This window comes from Maritalea sp. S77, from assembly GCF_049801075.1.
In the GTDB taxonomy this organism is placed as follows: Bacteria; Pseudomonadota; Alphaproteobacteria; order Rhizobiales; family Devosiaceae; genus Maritalea.
Map to the genome: position 1 here is coordinate 995,457 of NZ_JBNAGG010000001.1, position 19,824 is coordinate 1,015,280.

25 protein-coding genes are annotated in these 19,824 nt (G+C 52.8%); 15 read left to right on the forward strand and 10 right to left on the reverse strand.

What is annotated here, in order from left to right; translation table 11 throughout:
- Window positions 1-62 precede the first annotated feature (62 nt).
- The gene (locus ACP15Y_RS04735) at window positions 63-983 is read left to right on the forward strand and encodes an MBL fold metallo-hydrolase (protein WP_424981843.1); all 921 of its coding nucleotides are present in this window, start codon (window positions 63-65) and stop codon (window positions 981-983) included.
- Here ACP15Y_RS04735 and ACP15Y_RS04740 read toward each other — a convergent pair.
- The 4 genes from ACP15Y_RS04740 to ACP15Y_RS04755 are packed head-to-tail and all read right to left on the reverse strand — an operon-like array spanning window position 980 to window position 4,736.
- Window positions 980-1,783: a DUF1499 domain-containing protein gene (locus ACP15Y_RS04740; RefSeq protein ID WP_424981844.1), complete on the reverse strand. Its 804-nt coding sequence runs from the start codon at window positions 1,781-1,783 to the stop codon at window positions 980-982. The two genes, ACP15Y_RS04735 and ACP15Y_RS04740, sit on opposite strands and share 4 nt — an antisense overlap.
- Before the next feature lie 12 nt (window positions 1,784-1,795).
- On the reverse strand, window positions 1,796-2,446 hold the full coding sequence (gene pdxH / locus ACP15Y_RS04745; RefSeq protein WP_424981845.1) for a pyridoxamine 5'-phosphate oxidase: 651 nt from the start codon (window positions 2,444-2,446) through the stop codon (window positions 1,796-1,798).
- A 43-nt stretch (window positions 2,447-2,489) separates the two neighbouring features.
- The gene (locus ACP15Y_RS04750) at window positions 2,490-3,944 is read right to left on the reverse strand and encodes an aminotransferase class V-fold PLP-dependent enzyme (RefSeq protein ID WP_424981846.1); all 1,455 of its coding nucleotides are present in this window, start codon (window positions 3,942-3,944) and stop codon (window positions 2,490-2,492) included.
- Window positions 3,945-4,736 (reverse strand): class II glutamine amidotransferase, encoded by a 792-nt coding sequence (locus ACP15Y_RS04755; RefSeq protein WP_424981847.1) that lies wholly within the window; start codon window positions 4,734-4,736, stop codon window positions 3,945-3,947.
- 103 nt (window positions 4,737-4,839) lie between these two features.
- On the opposite strand from ACP15Y_RS04755, the gene ACP15Y_RS04760 reads away from it, so the two are divergent.
- Together ACP15Y_RS04760 and ACP15Y_RS04765 are read left to right on the forward strand one after the other, a co-directional pair.
- Window positions 4,840-5,304 carry an Lrp/AsnC family transcriptional regulator gene (locus ACP15Y_RS04760; protein ID WP_424981848.1) on the forward strand — a complete coding sequence of 155 codons (465 nt, stop codon included), beginning with the start codon at window positions 4,840-4,842 and terminating at the stop codon, window positions 5,302-5,304.
- Between the two features lie 134 nt (window positions 5,305-5,438).
- Window positions 5,439-6,374 (forward strand): DnaJ C-terminal domain-containing protein, encoded by a 936-nt coding sequence (locus ACP15Y_RS04765; protein WP_424981849.1) that lies wholly within the window; start codon window positions 5,439-5,441, stop codon window positions 6,372-6,374.
- On the opposite strand, the gene ACP15Y_RS04770 is transcribed toward ACP15Y_RS04765, so the two are convergent.
- Entirely contained in the window at window positions 6,371-7,372 is a 1,002-nt protein-coding gene (locus ACP15Y_RS04770) for an L-threonylcarbamoyladenylate synthase (protein WP_424981850.1), read from the reverse strand. The two genes, ACP15Y_RS04765 and ACP15Y_RS04770, sit on opposite strands and share 4 nt — an antisense overlap.
- Window positions 7,373-7,401: 29 nt before the next feature.
- Between ACP15Y_RS04770 and ACP15Y_RS04775 the strand changes: the two genes are divergently transcribed.
- From ACP15Y_RS04775 to ACP15Y_RS04795, 5 genes are all read left to right on the forward strand, one after another.
- A complete protein-coding gene (locus ACP15Y_RS04775; protein WP_424981851.1) occupies window positions 7,402-8,388 on the forward strand; it encodes a histone deacetylase family protein in 987 nt (328 codons plus the stop codon).
- Window positions 8,389-8,407: 19 nt separating this feature from the next.
- Window positions 8,408-8,623 (forward strand): exodeoxyribonuclease VII small subunit, encoded by a 216-nt coding sequence (locus ACP15Y_RS04780; RefSeq protein WP_236114173.1) that lies wholly within the window; start codon window positions 8,408-8,410, stop codon window positions 8,621-8,623.
- Window positions 8,624-8,627: 4 nt separating this feature from the next.
- A complete protein-coding gene (locus ACP15Y_RS04785) occupies window positions 8,628-8,846 on the forward strand; it encodes a DUF6500 family protein (RefSeq protein WP_424981852.1) in 219 nt (72 codons plus the stop codon).
- A 145-nt stretch (window positions 8,847-8,991) separates the two neighbouring features.
- Complete coding sequence (locus tag ACP15Y_RS04790; RefSeq protein ID WP_424981853.1) at window positions 8,992-9,591, forward strand: SCO family protein; 600 nt, start codon at window positions 8,992-8,994, stop codon at window positions 9,589-9,591.
- Window positions 9,591-10,319 (forward strand): TlyA family RNA methyltransferase, encoded by a 729-nt coding sequence (locus ACP15Y_RS04795; protein ID WP_424981854.1) that lies wholly within the window; start codon window positions 9,591-9,593, stop codon window positions 10,317-10,319. The genes ACP15Y_RS04790 and ACP15Y_RS04795 overlap by 1 nt, the downstream gene beginning before the upstream one ends.
- 187 nt (window positions 10,320-10,506) lie before the next feature.
- On the opposite strand, the gene aroC is transcribed toward ACP15Y_RS04795, so the two are convergent.
- From aroC to fabI, 3 genes are read right to left on the reverse strand one after another with little or no spacing between them, the layout of a single operon-like run.
- Window positions 10,507-11,613 carry a chorismate synthase gene (aroC, locus tag ACP15Y_RS04800; RefSeq protein WP_424981855.1) on the reverse strand — a complete coding sequence of 369 codons (1,107 nt, stop codon included), beginning with the start codon at window positions 11,611-11,613 and terminating at the stop codon, window positions 10,507-10,509.
- 60 nt (window positions 11,614-11,673) lie between these two features.
- Window positions 11,674-12,288: a histidine phosphatase family protein gene (locus ACP15Y_RS04805; RefSeq protein WP_424981856.1), complete on the reverse strand. Its 615-nt coding sequence runs from the start codon at window positions 12,286-12,288 to the stop codon at window positions 11,674-11,676.
- Between the two features lie 44 nt (window positions 12,289-12,332).
- Window positions 12,333-13,130: an enoyl-ACP reductase FabI gene (gene fabI, locus ACP15Y_RS04810; RefSeq protein ID WP_166638979.1), complete on the reverse strand. Its 798-nt coding sequence runs from the start codon at window positions 13,128-13,130 to the stop codon at window positions 12,333-12,335.
- Between the two features lie 117 nt (window positions 13,131-13,247).
- Here fabI and ACP15Y_RS04815 point away from each other — a divergent pair, with 117 nt between their 5' ends.
- Window positions 13,248-14,660, forward strand: a complete 1,413-nt coding sequence (locus ACP15Y_RS04815) for an FAD-binding oxidoreductase (protein ID WP_424981857.1) — start codon at window positions 13,248-13,250, stop codon at window positions 14,658-14,660.
- On the opposite strand, the gene ACP15Y_RS04820 is transcribed toward ACP15Y_RS04815, so the two are convergent.
- Window positions 14,657-15,391: an SOS response-associated peptidase gene (locus ACP15Y_RS04820; protein WP_424981858.1), complete on the reverse strand. Its 735-nt coding sequence runs from the start codon at window positions 15,389-15,391 to the stop codon at window positions 14,657-14,659. The two genes, ACP15Y_RS04815 and ACP15Y_RS04820, sit on opposite strands and share 4 nt — an antisense overlap.
- An 8-nt stretch (window positions 15,392-15,399) precedes the next feature.
- Window positions 15,400-16,314 (reverse strand): DMT family transporter, encoded by a 915-nt coding sequence (locus ACP15Y_RS04825; RefSeq protein WP_424981859.1) that lies wholly within the window; start codon window positions 16,312-16,314, stop codon window positions 15,400-15,402.
- 127 nt (window positions 16,315-16,441) lie between these two features.
- On the opposite strand from ACP15Y_RS04825, the gene ACP15Y_RS04830 reads away from it, so the two are divergent.
- From ACP15Y_RS04830 to ACP15Y_RS04855, 6 genes are all read left to right on the forward strand, one after another.
- A complete protein-coding gene (locus ACP15Y_RS04830; RefSeq protein ID WP_424981860.1) occupies window positions 16,442-16,873 on the forward strand; it encodes an Lrp/AsnC family transcriptional regulator in 432 nt (143 codons plus the stop codon).
- Complete coding sequence (locus ACP15Y_RS04835; RefSeq protein ID WP_424981861.1) at window positions 16,870-17,259, forward strand: NUDIX hydrolase; 390 nt, start codon at window positions 16,870-16,872, stop codon at window positions 17,257-17,259. The genes ACP15Y_RS04830 and ACP15Y_RS04835 overlap by 4 nt, the downstream gene beginning before the upstream one ends.
- Window positions 17,260-17,321: 62 nt before the next feature.
- Window positions 17,322-18,326: a DUF3179 domain-containing protein gene (locus ACP15Y_RS04840; RefSeq protein ID WP_424981862.1), complete on the forward strand. Its 1,005-nt coding sequence runs from the start codon at window positions 17,322-17,324 to the stop codon at window positions 18,324-18,326.
- Between the two features lie 62 nt (window positions 18,327-18,388).
- Window positions 18,389-18,763 (forward strand): TIGR02301 family protein, encoded by a 375-nt coding sequence (locus ACP15Y_RS04845; RefSeq protein ID WP_424981863.1) that lies wholly within the window; start codon window positions 18,389-18,391, stop codon window positions 18,761-18,763.
- Window positions 18,764-18,854: 91 nt separating this feature from the next.
- Entirely contained in the window at window positions 18,855-19,115 is a 261-nt protein-coding gene (locus ACP15Y_RS04850) for a hypothetical protein (protein ID WP_424981864.1), read from the forward strand.
- 28 nt (window positions 19,116-19,143) lie between these two features.
- Complete coding sequence (locus ACP15Y_RS04855) at window positions 19,144-19,815, forward strand: hypothetical protein (protein ID WP_424981865.1); 672 nt, start codon at window positions 19,144-19,146, stop codon at window positions 19,813-19,815.
- Window positions 19,816-19,824 lie beyond the last annotated feature (9 nt).

Below are 19,824 nucleotides of genomic sequence, written 5' to 3' on the forward strand. Positions count from 1 at the left end.
AGATTGGCCCTACAAATTGAGCTCTCAATTTCATCTGCCGCAACGCCAAGGTAGGCTCTATTTTGCCCCAGCAATCCGCTCCGAATTATCACACCGAGTTTTCGCCGCCTGTTGGCGTGGCTGAAAGCGTCGCGCCGTTTGTTGAGCGAATCGTAGCGCCCAATGCCAGCGCCTACACATTCACGGGCACCAATTGTTTCCTGGTCGGGCAGGACGAGCTCGCCATCATCGATCCAGGGCCGGATGTACAGGTTCATATCAATGCCATCGACAAGGCGTTGGATGGTCGCAAAGTCAACGCCATCTTGTTGACGCACACACACCGCGATCATTCGGCGGTCGCGCCCAAGCTGGCTCAGAAATATGGTGTGCCGCTCATGTTTGGTGGGCCGCACCGCCCTTCCCGTGATTTGAAGTTTTTTGAAATCGATCCCATGAAGCGCTCGGGCCATTATGGCTTGCAACCAGATCGTGCCTTAAAGCAGGGCGATATTATCAGGCTTGGCGCGGTTCAAATCGAAGCGATTGAAACGCCCGGTCATTGCGCCAACCATTTATGCTTTGCCCTTTCAGATCGTGCGCACATTTTCACTGGAGATCATGTGATGGGGTGGAACTCAACGTTGATTGCGGACCCTGATGGCGCGCTTGGCCCCTATTTGGATTCGCTGGACATGTTGATGTCTTGCCCGGGCCAGATTTACTTGCCCGCCCATGGCGATCGAATCATGAATGGAAAAGGCTTTGCGAAGGCGCTTAAAGGCCATCGGCTGCAGCGGAACACGCAGATCTTAGAGATCCTAAAATCAAATGGCCCGCTGTCTGCGTGGCAACTTACGGATAAAATGTATCCCGACGTTTCGATGGCTGTGAGAGGTGCTGCACTGCTCACAGTGAAGGCACATCTGCATTTTTTGATGGAACACTCAAAGATCGGGAGACGCGGTCGGTTGTTCCGTCAGCCCCTATACGCGGCGCGCTAGCCTTCTTCTTCATCCAGCAGTTCTTCCTGCAGCGGTGTTTGGCGGCTTAACACGAGCAATCGTTGGCGCACGGCGGCATCCAGCCTGCCCAAGAAGCTTTGCACGCGACGGCCATTGGTGCCCAAATCAGAGCGCCCGAAATAGGACACTGAAAACATGTCGATTTCAGTTTGTGTCTCATCATAGCTGGCGCGAATGGCGACTCGATCTTTGAACCCGAGCCACGTTTTTACATCGCCTGCATAGAGGGTTTCAGTTTCTGTGGCGGTTTGGCGGCGAACTCCGCCCCAGCCGGCCGAAGCAATTTGGCGCTCAAGTAGCGGCAAAACTTCGTCAGCGCCAAGCGGATAAGCGCGGGTCACCGCCGTTGGAAAGCTCACGGCTACTTCATTTGCCATCTTTTGCAGTTCTTGGCTTTTGGCATCATTTTGCAGCGCAACAACGCCTAAATCGGGCGGGTTGTTAACGTTGGTCGTCACCATGTTGGTTTGCGGATATTGTGTGCCCAACAATGCTGTAACCGCCAGCAGTCCGCCTGCGCCCACGCCGATGATGTTGGCTCGGCTGGCCAACCCCCAACCATGATCACCTGTATACCAAAGCCGGACAAATGCGATAAGCCCAATGCCCAACGCTGTGACGCCGAGCAAGGTGGCCAGTGCCATCATGATGGTGAAGATGCTGCTATCAATCAGCTCAATATGGTGGGCGGCAATAGCCACAATATAGGTGGGAATGACCAAGCGCGCCAAACGCGCTGCCCAAACCGCCCAAGCCGATGTTTTGATAAAGATCCGCACCTAAATTGCCATCTATGGGTTCAACCGTTGGCGCTGCCATGTGCCATCTGCCGCCCGTGTGAAGCGCACACGATCATGAAGGCGAAACTCACCGTCGCACCAGAACTCAATTTCGCTCGGCAGCACCGTATAGCCTGACCAATGCGCTGGTCGCGGCACATCTTGCCCTTCATATTTTTGGGTCAGCTCTTCCACGCGATCAATCAATTCTTGCCGCGAACTAAGCGGTTGCGATTGGTCGGATGCATGGGCGCCGATTTGCGAACCACGCGGACGCGACGCATAATAAGCGTCAGCGCGTTCCTTGGTTACGGGTTGCACCTTGCCGCGCACACGCACTTGCCAGTTGAGGGACTTCCAGAAAAAGCCAAGCGCCGCCTGCGGATGGTTTGCCAGCTCGTCGCCCTTTTTGCTGTTGGTGTTGGTGTAGAAGGTGAAGCCATCATCTTCGCGCTCTTTCAGCAGCACAATGCGAATATTGGGCAAGCCCCCCTCATCCAACGTGGCCAGCGACATGGCGTTAGCATTGTTTGGTTCTTTTTGCCACGCCAGCTCCAACCAGCGGTCAAACAGCTCATAGGGGTCAATGTCATCGGTGAAGGTTGGGTCGAACAATTGAGTGTTGCGAGATTTCACCAAGGCTTCGATATTGTCCTGCGCCATTTACGCCGCTCCTTTATCAAGGTCGGCTTTTGCACATTCAATGCTAGCCGACCGCTTGCAGCTGCTCCGCCTTGTGGCAAAAAATGCCAGATTGCGGATCAAGCTGATATTGATCCAAATATGTGCCCGCACTATTGGCCAATTCGTCAACCTTATCAATGATGAATTGGGTTTTTCGATCATCAAAGAGATAGCTGAAATTCAACCGCACCCAACCGGGCTTTGCTAGGGCATTCCCCTGCTTTATCTCATTGCGCACCTGTTCGGATTGATGCTGATCAATGTTCAGCAAATGGTGACCATAAGGTCCGGCACAGGCGCAGCCACCGCGCGCTTGAATGCCATAAAGGTCTGAAAGCGCACGGGTGAAAAAATTATGCGGCACGGGCATACCGTCATCATCCGTCACGATGAAAGAAAAAATAGGAATGCGATGGGCATCAAGATTGCCGAGCAAGTGGATGTTCGGATTTTTGCTCCAGCGCGCCAAAGCCTGTTGCACGAAATGTGCCTGCCGATCCGCCATAAAGTCTGCACAAATGGCTTCTTTCACCAAGAAGCAAAGCGCGGCGCGAATGTCGCCAATAATGTTTGGTGTGCCCGCCTCTTCGCGCTCTGCAATCGAATCAACATAGTCGCGGTTCCACTCCGACACATAGGTCACGGTGCCGCCGCCCGGCCAAGACGGCACATTGCGCCGCACAATGTCGTTCCGCACAGCCAGAATACCCGATGCCGCAGGCCCCCCGGCAAATTTATGTGCTGACAAAAAGAGCGCGTCGATTTCAACATTGTCATCGGGATGCAAGTTTACGGGCAGATATGGTGCGCCGCCTGCGAAATCCCAGAAGCTGAGTGCACCTTTGGATTTCAGCAGCCGCGTGGTTGCCGCCACGTCGGTTGTGATGCCCGTCACGTTCGACGCGGCAGAAAAGCTGCCAATCCGCAAACAATGGTGGGCATATTTATCCAACAGGTCTGAAAGCGCGTTCAGGTCCAACCCGCCTTCTTCGGCTTCTGGCACATACACAATTTCAGCGCCCGTTTCGACCCAAGGCAAAATATTCGAATGGTGCTCATATGGCCCAAGAAACACGACGGGCACTTGGTCCGACCGCACCAAATCTTCCAATCCTACAAGTTTGACAAGGCGATTGACCGCGGCCGTCGCCCCTGCCCCAGTGAAAATTACGGAATAGTCTGGTCCAGCGCCAATAATTCGCGCAATTTCCCCGCGGCCTGCTTCGCGCATGGCGGTCATCTTCTCTCCGCAGTATGATGCACGGGTGTGCGAATTGGCGTAGTAAGGCAGCACCTCTTCGGCCACAAAATCTTCAATCACACGCAGTGCTCGCCCCGACGCAACATAGTCGGCATAGACCATTTTTTGCGGCCCAAATGGACCTTCGATCATGGCATTGTCGCCAATCAATTGACTGCGCAGAAATGCAGGTAGATCGCTTTGTGATTTTAGATTTTGCGTAATTTTTTCAAACATTTATGCGACCTTTTCGAAAAGGAATGATTGGTTTACGGTCACCACACCGTTGGGGGCGCGCTGCGCGTGGATGATGGAGTTCGCCGGCACTTCACGCCAATTGGCTTCCTCATCGTCGAGCGGCTCAGACGCCAGCAGCAGGTGGTCGCAATGTTGGCGTTGATAGAGCGACGGTGCATGGGCATCGCTGGACCAGCGCACAGCCCAGATATTGCTTCCATCGGCAACAGCGAATGTGGCGCGGAAAGGTGCGGTCGCCTTCGCCTGCCGCATATGGGTGAGGATTTGATCTAATGTTGCTTCGATGGCCTTGATCGGGTCGCGTTTCAGCCCATTGGTGCACAGCAGCGCGAAAATCAACTCGCTGTCGGTGTCGCCTTGACGCATTTGATAGCTGGCATCGTCCAACTTATGCGCCAACACGCGCTTGACCTTCTCAAACTCGCCGATCTGGCCGTTATGCATAAACAGCCAATTGTCGCAGCGGAAAGGGTGGCAATTGACGAAGATATTTGGCGCCCCGGTTGAGGCCCGCACATGAGCAAAAAACAAATAGCTCTCCAGCTGCGCGGTTAGCTCGCGCAAATTCGGGTCGCCCCAGGCAGGACCAGCATTGCGATATAGTCCGGGAAAAGGTTTATGGTCATACCACCCGAGGCCACCGCCATCGCCATGCACGCCCAATTTGGCCTGATAGGATTTTAGCGCCTGCCCACAAAGCGCACGTTCTCCATCATAGAGAAAATCTTCCATATGGGTCGGTTGACCCAAATAAGCGATCCAGCGGCACATTTTGACCCTCATAATCACGATAGACTCTATTATCGCACCAAACCTGCGTATTGATTTCTCATTTTTTGTTGGACAAACTCCTATTTTTTGGTCAAATGACCACATGAAGGGAATAAAATTAGATCAGTATGATCGCGCCATCCTCCGCCATATGCAGCGTGACGCATCTTTAACGCAGCGCGATTTGGCGTCGCTTGTGCATTTGAGCCAAAATGCCTGTTGGCGGCGATTGCAGAATTTAAAAGCCGCCGGGCTGATCAAGGGCTCCACGATTTTGATGGATCGCGACGATTTAGGATTCGGGTTGGTTGTGTTTGTGATGCTGCGCACCCGACACCATTCGGCTGAATGGCTCGAAAAATTCCGCGCTCATGTGTCCACGATTCCAGAAGTCATCGATTTCTTCCGCATTGGCGGCGACTATGACTATTTCTTAAAAGTGGTGACACGGGACATGTCTAGCTATGACGATGTTTATCAGCGTCTCATCTCCAAGGTAGAACTCGATTCGGTCACCTCCTATTTCGCGATGGAGGCCATTGAAGAGCAACGGCCACTTCCCATCTAAAAATGCGCAGAAAATACCTTCTTTTCGGCTGAAAAGCTGGACATTGTGGGTACCCATCGCCATATATGAAACAAATGTGAAATCGCACTGGTGGCAACTGGCCGCTGGTGCCAAATTTTGGAGTGACTCGTTTTATGCGTGATCCCTATAGCGTTTTGGGTGTGGCGCGCTCGGCGAGCGATCAGGAGATCAAGTCTGCCTATCGTAAACTGGCGAAGACCTATCACCCAGACCAAAATAAAGAACCGAAGGCTCAGGAAAAATTTGCTGAGGCCACAAATGCCTATGACTTTTTGCAAGATAAGCAGAAGCGTCAGCAATATGATCGTGGCGAGATTGATGCCGACGGCAACCCAAAGATGGCCGGGTTCGACTTTTCCGGCTTCGGCGGTGGCCGTGGCGGTGGGCAGCAAAGTGCTGGGGTCAATCCAGAGGATATCCTAAAAGAATTTATGGGTGGCCTCGGTGGCGGCTTTGGTGGCCGTGGTGGCGGCGCGGGCCCCATGGGCATGGGCAGTGCCCGCAATTTTTCCACTGGCGCGCGCAATCGCCCCAAGGGTGAAGACATTAAAGTACGCCTGAATGTCACCCTTGAAGAAATCAATGCGCGTCAGCCCGTACCCGTCACATTGCCAAATGGCAAAGTGCTCTCCGTCAATTTGCCTTATCCGCTGAATGATGGGCAGCAGGTGCGTTTGAAAGGTCAAGGCGAAGGTGCGCCTATGGGCGGCAAACGCGGCGATGTGTTGGTGCAAGTTAAAGTCAAAAAGCACAAGCATTTCCGCAAGGATGGTGACGATCTGCGCGTTGATGTGCCCATTACGCTTTATGAAGCGGTGTTGGGCGGCAAAGTGCGCGTGCCCACGCTTTCAGGTGCGGTGGAACTAAAAGTCACCCCCGGCATGGACACATCCAAATCACTTCGCCTTAAAGGCAAGGGGCTGTTCGGCGAAGGTGATCTTTATGTGAATTTGCGGATCGTCTTGCCGGAAAAGAAAGATCCGGACTTGGAAAGCCTGATGCGTTTCTGGCGCGACCAGAAGCCTTACTCCCCTCGGGAAGAAAACTAGCCTCTATCCGCAGCAGCGCGGCGCAAGCGGTCATTGATCGCTTCGCCCAAACCATCTTCAGGGATAGGTGCAACTGCAATTGTCCCCACTCCCGGCTGATCTAACTTGCGTAGAAAGCTGAACAGATTGCGCGCAGCTTCTGCCAAATCGCCAGCAGGCGACAGGTCGAGCGTTGCCATTGCACTGGTCAGTTTGCTACCGCCAAAGTTCAACGCAGCTTCACCTTCCTCACACTTCACCGCATTTAACCGCACTGCAGCATTTGGCGCATAGTGCGAGAGCAACATGCCGGGAGCCTTGATGGTTTTGTCTTGAGGATCAAGCACAGGCACCTTTGTTGCCGCGGTCAATTGGGCGCGCGAGATTGTGCCGGGCCGCAACAGCACCAGTTGGTCATCACCCACTGCCACAATCGTCGACTCAACCCCTTCTTTGGCGGCACCGCCATCTACAACTGGCACCTGTCCCCCAAACCCCTCCAGTACATGCTGGGCTGTGGTAGGCGAAAGCTTTCCCGATGGATTGGCAGAAGGTGCTGCCACCGGAAAACCTGCCGTTTTGATCAGTTCTCGCGCCAATTCATGCTTTGGCATTCGAATGGCAATGGTGTTCAAACCGGCTGTCACCAAATCTGAGATTGGCGCATCAGCTCGCTTCGGCAGCACCATGGTCAACGGCCCGGGCCAAAACTGTTTCGCCAATTTTTGCGCAAGATCGGGAAACGTTGCGAGATTTTTGACCATATCCACATCAGCACAATGCACGATGAGCGGATTAAACCGTGGGCGGGCTTTGGTTTCAAAAATTTCCAAAACTGCTTCGTCGCACGCCGCGTCGCCCGCGAGGCCATAAACTGTTTCAGTGGGCATCGCCACAACATGGCCAGCCCGTAAAATGCGGGCTGCCTGTTCTATTTTAACGAAATGTGTGTTATCGCGCGGCTCTTTCATGGCAGTTGTTTGACAAGGCTTTGCCATAAGGTCAAGAATCAACTTCATCTACCCCGAGCGAAAGCGCAAGAATCAAAATGGCATGTCTGCTAATTCAACACCCGCAAGGCGCACAGCACCAAATGCCAAAGGGGCATCCCGAAAGCCCCGATCGCTTGCACTATCTCGACCTGCTTTTCGACCATGAGCGATTTGCCGGCTTTGATAAAAGCGAAGCCAAATATGCCGATTTAGGTCTCGTTGAGCTTGCCCATTCTAAAGAGCATATCCAACTTGTAAAATCCCGCCGCCCTGTTGAAAGCATCGCCGAAATTGACGGTGATACCTTTATCTCGGCCAACAGCTTCGAAGCTGTGATGAGTGGCATGGGGGGCGCTATGGATGCTGTGGAAAGCTTGATGAATGGCCACCATCAAAACGGCTTTTGTGCCATTCGCCCGCCGGGGCATCATGCTGAACATGACCGCCCCATGGGCTTTTGCTTGTTCAACACCATTGCCATCACTGCACTTTGGGCGCGCGAAAAATATGGAATGGAGCGGGTGGCCATTGTGGATTTTGACGTGCACCACGGCAATGGCACGCAGGACATTTTTTATAAAGACCGCAACATCTTTTATGGCTCAAGCCACGAGATGCCCCTGTTCCCTGGCACAGGTTTACGGCGTGAAACTGGCGCTGGAAATATTTGTAATGCGCCGCTAGCTCCGGGCAGCGATGGCGGCCAAATGCGCGAAGCCTATGTTGAACAGCTATTGCCCGCGCTAGAAGAATTTCATCCCGACCTGATTTTGCTATCTGCTGGCTTTGATGCGGATAAGCGCGACCCGCTCGCCTCGCTCAATTGGGAACCGCGCGACTTTGCCTGGATCACTGGCAAAATTATGGATATTGCCGACCGGAAATGTGAAAACAGAATCGTTTCCCTATTAGAAGGTGGATATCACCTAAATGCGTTGGCGGAAGGTGTTGCGGCGCATATCAATATGTTAGAGCATGGCGAAATGGGCGCGGCCTTTAACGCGGCACAAGAGATAGAAGGAATTTGGCGTGAGCGAGAATAAGCATAGCGATATTGCCGAGATGGATTTTGAAACGGCACTGACCGAGCTGGAACAAATTGTGGGCAAGCTTGAAGCGGGTCGTGCGCCATTGCAGGAAAGCATCGAGGTTTATGAGCGCGGTGGATTGCTCAAAGCGCATTGCGAAAAACTGCTCAAACAAGCTGAAGCGCGGATTGAAAAAATCACGCTGGATGGCAATGGGCAGCCACAAGGCACCGAGCCGTTAGACGGCTAGTCACATGCGCGAAAGCTTGCGGCAAAAAGCCATCGAAATCTGCGACAAGAAAATCGCGCAAAAAGGTGAAGGCGTTGGCATTTCCTTTTACGCCTTTTTCAAAAACAAAAATGACGCGCCGGATATATTGATGGAAGCGGCGCAATGGTGGATCGAAACGCATCAGCTTGATCATTTCGAAAAGGCGGTAAAGATCAAGGGAATGATCGAAGAAGGTCTTTAGATTCAATTAATTGAAAGATATTGCTGAGATTCTGAATCGTGCACTTCACACATTGATTCAATTAATTGCCGCAAGGACGATGGGTCGCATCGCCTTTACTTTGCTTTGGATTTAGGTTTCAACCTATCTGAGTTGGAGAATAATAATGAGCCTCGCACGTGTCCGCCTGATCCTTTGGGCCCTTGTTCTGATCGTTGGCGTTGCCGCCACGGTTTTCACCCTTTATCGCCAAACACTTCCCGATTCTGAGCGGGTGCGCATTGGTGGCGATTTTGAAATGGTGAGCACCAAAGGTGGAACCTTCACCCAAGCGGATTTGAAAGGCGAGCCGACCATGATGTTCTTCGGCTACACCTTCTGCCCTGATGTGTGCCCGACCACGCTTTATGAAAGCAATGTATGGCGGCAGGCTTTGGATTTGAGCAGCGAAGACATCAAAACTGTATTTGTTTCCGTTGATCCCGAACGTGATACGCCAGAGCAATTGTCCGCCTATCTTGGCTCTTTTGGTGAAGACATTATTGGCCTCACTGGCAGCCAAGAGCAGGTTAATGACATCAAAGCCAAATATGGCATCTTCTCAGAAAAAGTGACGGATGAAGACAGCTCCGATTATTTGGTGAACCACACCGCCACGCTCTTCCTGTTGGATGAGGATGGGCAATTTGCGGGCACCATTGCTTATGGTGAAGGCAAAGAAAGCGCTGTGGCCAAGCTTAAGCGCCTGCTTAAAATCGAAGGCTGATGCGGCTCGATCAATTTTTGGATGTGCAAGATCTGGTGCGGTCTCGGGCCCGCGCCAGAGACGCTATTGTGCGGGGCTGCGTCACCGTAAATGGCAAACAGATCACAAAACCCGGTTTCAAAATCAGTGATGACGATCATATCCAAATCGATGATCCGTCCGCGAACTATGTGTCACGTGCAGCGCTCAAGCTGTTAAAGGGCTTAGCGGCAAGCCAGATCGACGTTGCAGGCAAAACATGCCTCGATCTTGGCGCGTCTACAGGCGGCTTCTCCCAAGTCCTGCTCGAAGGCAATGCCGCTACAATCTACGCGGTGGATGTCGGGCAAGACCAGCTCGCCGACGAAATCAAATCCGCACCCCAAGTCGTAAATTTAGAACAAACTAACGCCACTGCCCTCACCGCTGAGTTGATTGCCGATCCAATCGACATCCTTGTCAGCGACATCAGCTTTGTCTCATTGATCAAAGTGATTGGCCCGGCCTTGGACTTATGCACCGCAGATGCCCATGCGCTTCTGCTTATCAAGCCACAATTTGAAGTTGGCCGCGCGGCTATCGGCAAGGGCGGTATTGTTAAAGACCAATCGGCAGTTGATGCGGCACGCGCTCGCGTGGATGATTTTCTCTTAGAGAAGAACTGGCAAAAGCTGGGCGATGTGCCCTCACCCATTTCGGGCAGCGATGGCAACCAAGAATTTATTCACTGGTATCGCAAAGAGGGGTAACGCCCTCACAGATCTAAAGGCTGACGCTGCATGGATTACCGGATCAAGTCCGGTAATGACGCAAGTAAATGCGTTAGTTTCTCTAGGCATCACCTCCACACCACCGTCATCCTCGGGCTTGACCCGAGGATCCAAGCAGCTTCTGCGGTGAACGATGAAGTTGAACGGTCTTAGCGCTTACAGCCGCTTAAAACCCAACGCCGCCTTCGCGTCCAGTTTGGCCGCGGTGGCGGAGGAAATGGTCTGCCAGCACCAATGCCATCATTGCTTCGCCAACTGGCACCGCGCGGATGCCGACGCAAGGGTCGTGGCGGCCTTTGGTGATGATGTCGGTGTTTTCGTTGGTTTTCGTCACGGTTTCGCGCGGCACCAAAATGGAGCTGGTCGGCTTCACAGCAAAGCGCACCACAACGGGGTCGCCGTTGGAAATACCACCTAAAATGCCACCAGCTTTATTGCTTTTGAAATATGGTGCGCCCTCTCCGGCGCGCATCTCGTCGGCATTTTCAATGCCTGTCAGTTCCGCTGCGTCAAAACCTGCGCCGATCTCAACGGCTTTCACCGCGTTGATGGACATCATGGCCGACGCCAAATCTTGATCGAGTTTGCCATAGATCGGGGCACCAAGGCCCACGGGTACATTTTCGGCGACCACTTCAATCACAGCGCCAACGGACGAGCCTTCTTTGCGGATGCCATCAAGATAGGCTGCCCATTCTTGTGCCGCCACAGGGTCGGCACAGAAGAACGGATTTTGATCTACCTGATCCCAATCGAAGCGATCATAATTGATTTTGTGCGGACCTACCTGCACCAAGCTGGCGCGGATTTTGATGTCGGGCACCACCAATTGGGCCACAGCTCCCGCAGCCACACGCGCTGCGGTTTCTCGCGCAGATGAACGGCCACCGCCGCGATAGTCGCGGATGCCATATTTCTGCTCGTAGGTGAAATCCGCATGGCCGGGGCGGAACTTGTCGCGAATGTCGCCATAGTCTTTTGACCGCTGGTCGGTATTCTCGATCATCAGCGAGATCGGCGTGCCAGTGGTGCGCAAGCCATCGGTGCGTTCATCTTCAAATGTGCCGGAAAGGATTTTCACCTGATCAGGTTCACGCCGTTGGGTGGTGTATTTAGATTGGCCTGGCTTCCGACGATCCAGTTTTTCTTGGATCATGGCTTCGGAAATCGCCAAGCCAGCAGGACACCCATCAACCACCACGCCCAAGGCTGGTCCATGGCTTTCGCCCCAAGTGGTGAAGCGGAAAAATTGGCCAAAGCTATTGTGCGACATGGTGCGTCCTAATGGTTTGAAAGTGCTGGAGACAATTTTGCGAGACAGCGCCGCAATTGTCTAGGCTGCATACTCGGTAAATTGTCCATTCTCAAAGCGAAAAACAGCTTCTTGAGATGGGGCCCATTTGTCGAGCACATCGCCCGGCTCACCAGTGAGCAAATGCCGGAATGTCCGCGCTACGCCGCCATGGGCCACAACAATAGTGGGGCGTTGAATATGCTCTTGCATAAAGGCCTCCACCCGTTCGATCACTTCGGCATAGCTTTCGCCATCTTTTGGCCGGTGCCGCCACTTGCTGGCCTCGCGCTGGGCGTGTTCTTCCGGGAAAAGCTTTTCCACATCGCTGGCCAGAATGCCTTCTAAATGACCGAAAGAGATTTCGCGCAGACGTTCATCATAAGCGATGTCTGGCAAGTGGTCATCAAATTGCGCCCGCACGATATCCATTGTTTCGCGCGTGCGCCCTAAAGGTGAGCAAAACCAGTCGAAATCCGCTGGATCACCGCCATCGCGGGTCACCAACTCGTGCAAAATCTCACCGCTCAGCTTTGCTTGGTTGCGCCCATGCTCATTAAGTGGCACATCCCGCTGTCCTTGGAACCGGCTTGCCCGGTTCCAATCGGTTTGTCCGTGCCGTACGAAATAAATCAACGGCCATTCAGCATGTGCCATAGCGCAAGATCACTCTTTTTGCTGGGTGGTGTTTAAGCTGGTGCTTATTCTTCGCTGTCGAGAACGCGCATGCCCATCACATTGTAGCCGCTGTCCACATGGTGAATTTCACCTGTGGTGCCAGAAGACAAATCAGACAGGAGGTAAAGCCCTGCATTGCCGACTTCGTCAATGCTCACATTGCGACGCAATGGTGAGTTGGCTTCGCCGTAAGACAGCATTTTGCGGAAGTCACCAATGCCAGATGCAGCCAATGTTTTGATGGCGCCAGCAGAAATGCCGTTCACGCGTATGCCTTCAGGGCCAAGATCAGCCGCCAAGTAACGTACAGAAGCTTCCAGCGCCGCTTTGGCCACGCCCATCACATTGTAGTTTGGCACCACTTTTTCAGACCCGTAATAGGTCAATGTCACCAATGAACCGCCTTCATTCATGATCTTACGGGCGCGTTTGGCCACAGCAACGAATGAGAATACGGAAATATTCATAGAGTTCTGGAAGTTGCCTGGTGTGGTGTCGATAAAGCGACCTTCAAGCTCATTCTTGTCGGAATAGGCAATGGCATGCACCAAGAAGTCGATTTTGCCCCATTTTTCTTCAATGGCAGCAAAAGCTTTGTCCAACGCAGCTTCGTCGGTCACATCAGCTTCGATCACCAATTCTGATCCAACTTCTGCCGCCAACGGCTCCACACGACGCTTCAACGCTTCACCTTGATAAGTGAACGCCAGCTCTGCGCCTTGGCCCGCAACTGCTTTGGCGATGCCCCAACCGATTGATCGATTGTTGGCCACGCCCATGATCACGCCCCGTTTGCCTTGCATCAGGTTGCCGCTGGTCATAAATGAACTCCTTGAGTAAAACCTATGCATTGGGTTTTGACACAGCACGCGAAAACGGGCAAGTTTTTGTGTAAGTTTTCTACTATTCCTTCCACGATTGGCGAGCGAAAAGAGTTCATGGCGCAGCTGCAACTATTTGCAAAACTAAAAGAAATTGTCGGTGACGCGAATTTTCATGATGTACCAGACCAAATGGCACGCTTTCTGGAAGAGCCGCGCGGGCTGTACACCAAAGGGGCCCAATGTGCCGTCACGCCGACATCGGTTGAGATGGTGCAAAAAGTAATGCAATTCGCCTATCAAAACGAGATTTCTGTGGTGCCGCAGGGCGGCAATACGGGGCTTGTGGGCGGGCAAGTGCCTGCTACGGGCAATGAGATTGTGCTGAGCCTCGTCAAAATGAAGCAAGTGCGCGATGTGGACCCGTCTACCAATGTATTGACCCTTGAAGCTGGCGTTACCGTGCTTGACGCGCAAAAGCATGCGGAAGAGGCAAATCGGCTGTTTCCGTTGTCGCTTGGTTCTGAGGGCACCTGCCAAATTGGCGGCATTCTCTCCACGAACGCCGGGGGCACCGCGGTTTTGGCCTATGGTAATTCCCGCGATTTGTGCATGGGTGTTGAGGCCGTTTTGGCCGATGGACGCATATACAACGGCCTTTCAAAATTGCGCAAAGACAATACGGGCTACGATTTGAAGGATTTGCTGGTGGGCGCTGAAGGCACGCTGGGCATCATCACCGCGGCTTCGCTCAAAATGTTCCCGCGCCCGCGCACTTTTGAAACTGCCCTGCTCAACATCGCCTCGCCGCAAGTTGGCGTTGATATTTTTGAATTGGTACGCGAACGCGCGGGCAACCGCCTCACCTCATTTGAATTGCTGCCCACCATAGGCATGGATTTGCAATTAAAACACAATCTGATCAATCGCGATCCGCGCGCAACAGAAACACCTACTGGGTGGCATATTCTGTTGGAACTTTCCCTATTCGAAGGCGATCATGATGGTGCGCTTCTGGCCATTCTAGAAGATTTGTTTGAGCGAGAATGGGTCGCCGATGCCTCTCTATGCAACTCCGTGGCGGACCGCCAATTGATGTGGCTGATGCGCGAGAATTATGCGGAATGCCAAAAGCGGGAAGCCCAAGCGATTAAGCACGACATTTCGGTCGCTATTCGCGATATTCCTACGCTGATTGAACAGGTAGACGCAGTTGCTGAAGAAATATTGCCGGGCATTCGCTCCATCGCCTTTGGCCATATGGGCGACGGCAATATCCATTATGACTTTTTGGCCCCGATTGGCTTTGAAGGCGATTTGCGTGAGATCGCACCTGCCATCCACGATGCAACCTATGAGATCTTGGCCAAGCTCAACGGCTCGATTTCAGCGGAACACGGGATTGGCCAGCTCAAACGGGATTTGCTGGCGCAAAAGAAAGATCCGACCGCACTGGATATGATGAAAAGCATCAAGCTGGCGCTTGATCCAAAAAACATTCTCAATCCGGGGAAAATTGTTAGCCCTTAAAACAAATCAAGCTGTATCGATTTTTTTGGTTTCGGCGCGGCTTTTTCTTTGGGCTTAGCCTCCAGCTCCACTTCTACAATCAAGTCTTCGCCTTCATTGCGGGCATTGTTCACCCGTTGCGACACGGGGTAGCTGGTCACGTTATATTTGATCAGTGGTCGCACCAGTTTCAGCGCGTTTTGCGCATTCACATTTTTGGTGTCGAGCCACTCATCCATGTTCTCTTCAGGCACATGAACAGGCGTGCGGTGATGAATGTCGGCCAGTTCGCCCGTCGCCTCTTGGGTGAGTATGGTGAAGCTGTCGATCTCTTCGCCGTTCGGCCCTTCCCATGTGGCGTAAAGCCCGGCCAGCGCCAGCAGTGAGCCGTCTTCTTTGTGAATATGAAAGGGCTGTTTTTCGCCATTCTGGCGCAGCCATTCATAATAGCCACTGGCGGGCACAAGGCAGCGCTGGTTTTTCAGAGAGCTTTTAAAGGCGGGTTTTTCGGCTACTGTTTCCACCCTTGCATTGGCTAGCACCGTGAATTCACGTGGGTCTTTCACCCAATGCGGCACAAGCCCCCAGCGCATCAGTTGCGCTTCGTTGCCGCGTCCATGATTAACGATGCTCAACACAGGCTGGGTGGGCGGAATATTGTAGCGGGCTGGAAAATCATTCAATTGGGCATCCAAATTGAACAGATTGATCAATTCTTCCCGTGGATGATGTAGATCGAGCCGCCCGCACATGGTGTTACCTAACTTGTTTTGGCCGCAACTTTATCGCGATTTGCTTGGTCGATAAAGGGTACGCGCCAGCGCAACGTCATGGCCGCCGCGCCCAGCAAAATCGCTGCGGAGCCAACCCATTGCATCCAAGTCAATTGCCGATCAAAGGCCACATAGTCCACCACAATGGCGGCGATAGGATAGATAAAGGCAAGTGCGCCGGTGACGCTGGTTTCCAGCCGCTGAATGCCATCATACATAATGATGTACATCAGCACCGTGCACATCAGACCTAGCGCGAGAATGGCGCCCCACTCCACTTGTCCGTTAGGCATGATTTGCCATTGCATCAAGGGGAATAGCATGATGGTGCCTACGCTTACATGCGTCAGCGCTACGAGATGTGGCGGCACGCCTGTCAGCTTTTTCACCAGCAACACGGTCACCGCATAAAGCACCGCCGCGCCGAAGGCCATGATGACGCCCATCAAATAGTCGGTGCCTGTGTCGGTGGAAATATCGCGCGCGCTGACCACTGCGATCATGCCGACAAAGGCGAACAGCAGCCAAAAGACCTTAGAAAAGTTCAGCTTTTCGCCCAAAAACGCCACGCCCATCATCGCCAGAATGATCGGCTGCGTGTGATAGACCACGGTGGAAATGGTGATGGAGGCTTTGGAGAATGAGCCGAACAGCAATATCCAGTTGGTCACCACCGCAACGCCGCTCAGCACAGCCAGTGTGATGTTGCGCTTGGTGAAATATTCCCGTTTGAACATGCCCAAAGCCGCGCAAACAATGCCAAGGCCCACCGCACCAATCAGGCAGCGGGAAAAGACCACGTTAAATGTGGGTTGGTTGGACACCACCACAAAAAAGCCGATGGTGCCGGAAATCATCATGGCGGTGACCAGTTCCACCACCCCAATCCAGTTGCGTTGCATGTTTTTTCTCTTTCAAACTCTTTGTAATCTGCTTCAACGCTAAACCCAAGCGTTAGAGTTGCACATATAAATAATTCGGCTAAAATCTGATTTCACCGAACGAAATTAGGTAAAGACACTATTTTACATGGATAACGCAGATAAAATATTGATTGAAACTCTTTTTGAGAATGGAAAAACGCCACTCAAAGAGCTTGCCGCGAAAGTTGGCTTATCTGCACCCAGCACCTCGGAGCGGCTTAAAAGGTTGGAGGAACGCGGGGTAATCCGCGGCCATACGTTGACCGTCGCGCCGGAGCAAATTGGATATCCATTGCGCGCTATTGTGCGGGTTAGTCCCATGCCCGGCCAGTTGCAGCGCGTGACCAAACTTATCCAGCAAACCGCTGAAATCACCGAATGCGACAAGGTGACGGGGGAAGATTGCTTTATCTGCAAAATCTATCTCAAATCGATTGAGCAGCTGGATTTGATCCTCGACAATATCAGCCAATATGCAGCCACCAACAGCTCCATCATCAAGAGCTCGCCCGTGAAACGTCGGTTACCGCCGCTATGAATGAACACGTCGATGTGGTCAGCGCTGCCTTGTTTGATGGCAACAATGTGCTGCTGGTCCAGCGCAAAAACCCGCCCTATCAGCATTATTGGTCCTTGCCCGGTGGGCGCATAAATTCTGGCGAATCCGCCATCGACGCAATCCGGCGCGAAATCTTGGAAGAAACCGGATTGAAGGTCCACGATTTCCATAAGGTGCAAACGCACAGTTCGGCTGGTTTTACGCTGCAAGTGTTTGCCGCCAAGGCCGACATCTCCGCGGCTCAAGCGCTGGATGATGCCGCCGCCGTGCAAATCGTCCCGCTGCATCAGGTGCCCGAGCTGCACTATACACCAGATCTATGGGCCATCATCAATACAGCGCGCCAACGGCTCACTGATCTGTGAGTGTATTTGATTGGTGATCGCTCACCAAATACGCCAAACTGCCCTCAGTTTTGGGAGGCAAAATGCGACAGATTATTCTCAATATATTGATTGCAATAGCCATATTTAACGGCAGCTCAGCCGCGCTTGCGCAGGAATTGCAACCTCAACAGGCTGTGCCGCAACGTTGGATGCTGGAAGGCTGGGAAACGGATTTCTCCAAAGCGACCATCCGCTACAATGAGGTGATTGACGTTATCGGACGGGACAACATCCCCTCCATTGATGATCCTGAATTTAAGCCCGTTGCGCGCGAGGCCAGCATTCCGGGCAATGAGCCTGTCATCGGGTTAGAGCTGAATGGTGTCGCCCGCGCCTACCCTTTGCGCATTATGATGTGGCATGAAATCGTGAATGACCAGATTGGCGATACGCCTATCGCGGTGACCTATTGCCCCCTCTGCAACACCTCCATTGTTTTTGATCGTCGCATCGATGGTGAAGCCGTGGAGTTTGGCACGTCAGGCAAGCTCCGCCATTCCGACCTGATTATGTATGACCGGACGCAACAAAATTGGTGGCAGCAATTTACCGGCGAGGCCATCGCTGGCACGCGCGCTGGCGAGAAATTGAAAGCCTATCCGTCACGTCTAATGAGCTTGAAGCTGTTTCGCGAAACTTATCCCGATGGCGACATTTTGGTGCCTGATCCCCGCCGCATTGAGCAAATGGGCCGCAATCCTTATGTCGGATATGACAAATCGGCAAAGCCCTTCCTGTTTCGCGGTGAAATCCCCGATGACATCAACCCCATGATGCGTGTCGCGCTGGTGCAAACGCCCACGCCAGTTGGCGTTGCCCTGCCGCTATTGCAGCAGCAAGGCGAGGTCAGTCATGAAGATTTGATCTTCCGTTGGTCAGTGGGTCAAGCCTCAGCGCTTGATCGTGGCGAGATCAGCCAGGGGCGCGATGTGGGCAATATCGAAGTTGTTCGACAAACAGATTCTGGCGAAGAACCTGTGGTGCATGAGGTCACATTCGCCTTTGCGGCCCGCGCCTTTATGAGTGGTTTGACCATCCTGCAATAAAACTTGCCTCCAAAGCGGCATCGTCTTAAGACTGACGATGTCGCACTTTTTTGGAGACCATTTTGCGCGCAAAAATTGCCACATCTTTATCCGCACTTTTGCTGTGTTTTGGCGGCCAATCGCCCGCACAGGCCATTGATCCGGCTTATCAGCCGCAAATGGAACGGCTGGCAGAAATTATGGGCGCGCTCTATCATTTGGATGATCTTTGTTTGCGCTCCGGCATTGATTGGCGGGAGCAATTAGCTGAGCTGATGGATTTGGATGAAGTTGACGATGATCGGCGGGCGCGACTGGCCGGGGCATTCAACAATAATTATGCGGACTTCCAGCAATCTCACAGCCGCTGTACCGACTCAGCAACGCTATTGACCTCTCGATTTCTCGAGGAAGGGGCCAAGATCAGCTATGATATCCACATCCGCTACGCCGAATAATGTGGATTTCTCGCCCAAATTAACCTTTATTAAAGAACCTTGATGTTCGCGCCAGAAAGCCGTGCTACAGCTTGAATGTCAGGAGAATTACATGTTCGAATATTCAAGCACGAAATCGCTTTTTGAACGCGAAGATGAGGAGCGCCAATTGGCGCTGCAATATCTGGCTGAAGCATGGCGCAATGCCGATGTGGAAGGCGTTGAAAAAGAAGCTTTGGCACACGCCGCCTTGTTCGCCGCCATCGCCACTTTGGTGGAGCAATATGGCGAAGAACCCATCGCGAAATTGTTAGAGAAATTGCCTGGCCAAGTTGAGCTGGGTGAATATACAGTCGACCGCACAATTCAATAATTTAATTCGTTTGACGGAAGGCAGCACCATGTCCAAGCTCCTTGCAAATTTGGCTTTGTCTGCTGCCCTAACGGCGGGCGCCCTCACCGCGCCTGCTTTCGCCAACACAGGCGAAAATAGCAGCACTGCGAACAGCGATGTCACCTCACAATTTGGCCCCGCTGATCCTACGGATGATCAAATCATCATTCCGCCCAACGAAAATGCCGAAGCGCGCGCCGCCTCATATGACAATCTTGATCCGCAGCGAGACCTCACCTTGCTGCCAAGTGAAGTGGCCAAAACGCGCGACATGCTGATGGACGCCATTCGCTCCGGCGATATTGAAAAATTGCGCCCCATCATCGATGCGCAACCTGAAGTGCCACGGCTTAGCTTTGGCACGGTCGACAACCCCATCCAGTTTTTGCGCGAAAGCTCAAACGATGGTGAAGGCCTTGAGCTGATGGGCATCATGCTCGAACTACTCGAAGCGCCCTATGCAGTTCAGGATTTGGGCGAAGGCGAACCGAAAATGTTCGTCTGGCCCGCCTATGCCACCCACAATTTGCAGGATTTGAGCAATCAAGAACTGGTGGAAGTCTATAAACTCGTCAGCCATCTAGACGTAGAAGAAATGCGCCTCTATGGCGGCTGGTACTTCTTCCGCGTCGGCATAGACGAAAACGGCGTCTGGCGGTTTTTCGTTGCAGGTGATTAGGATAAAAGC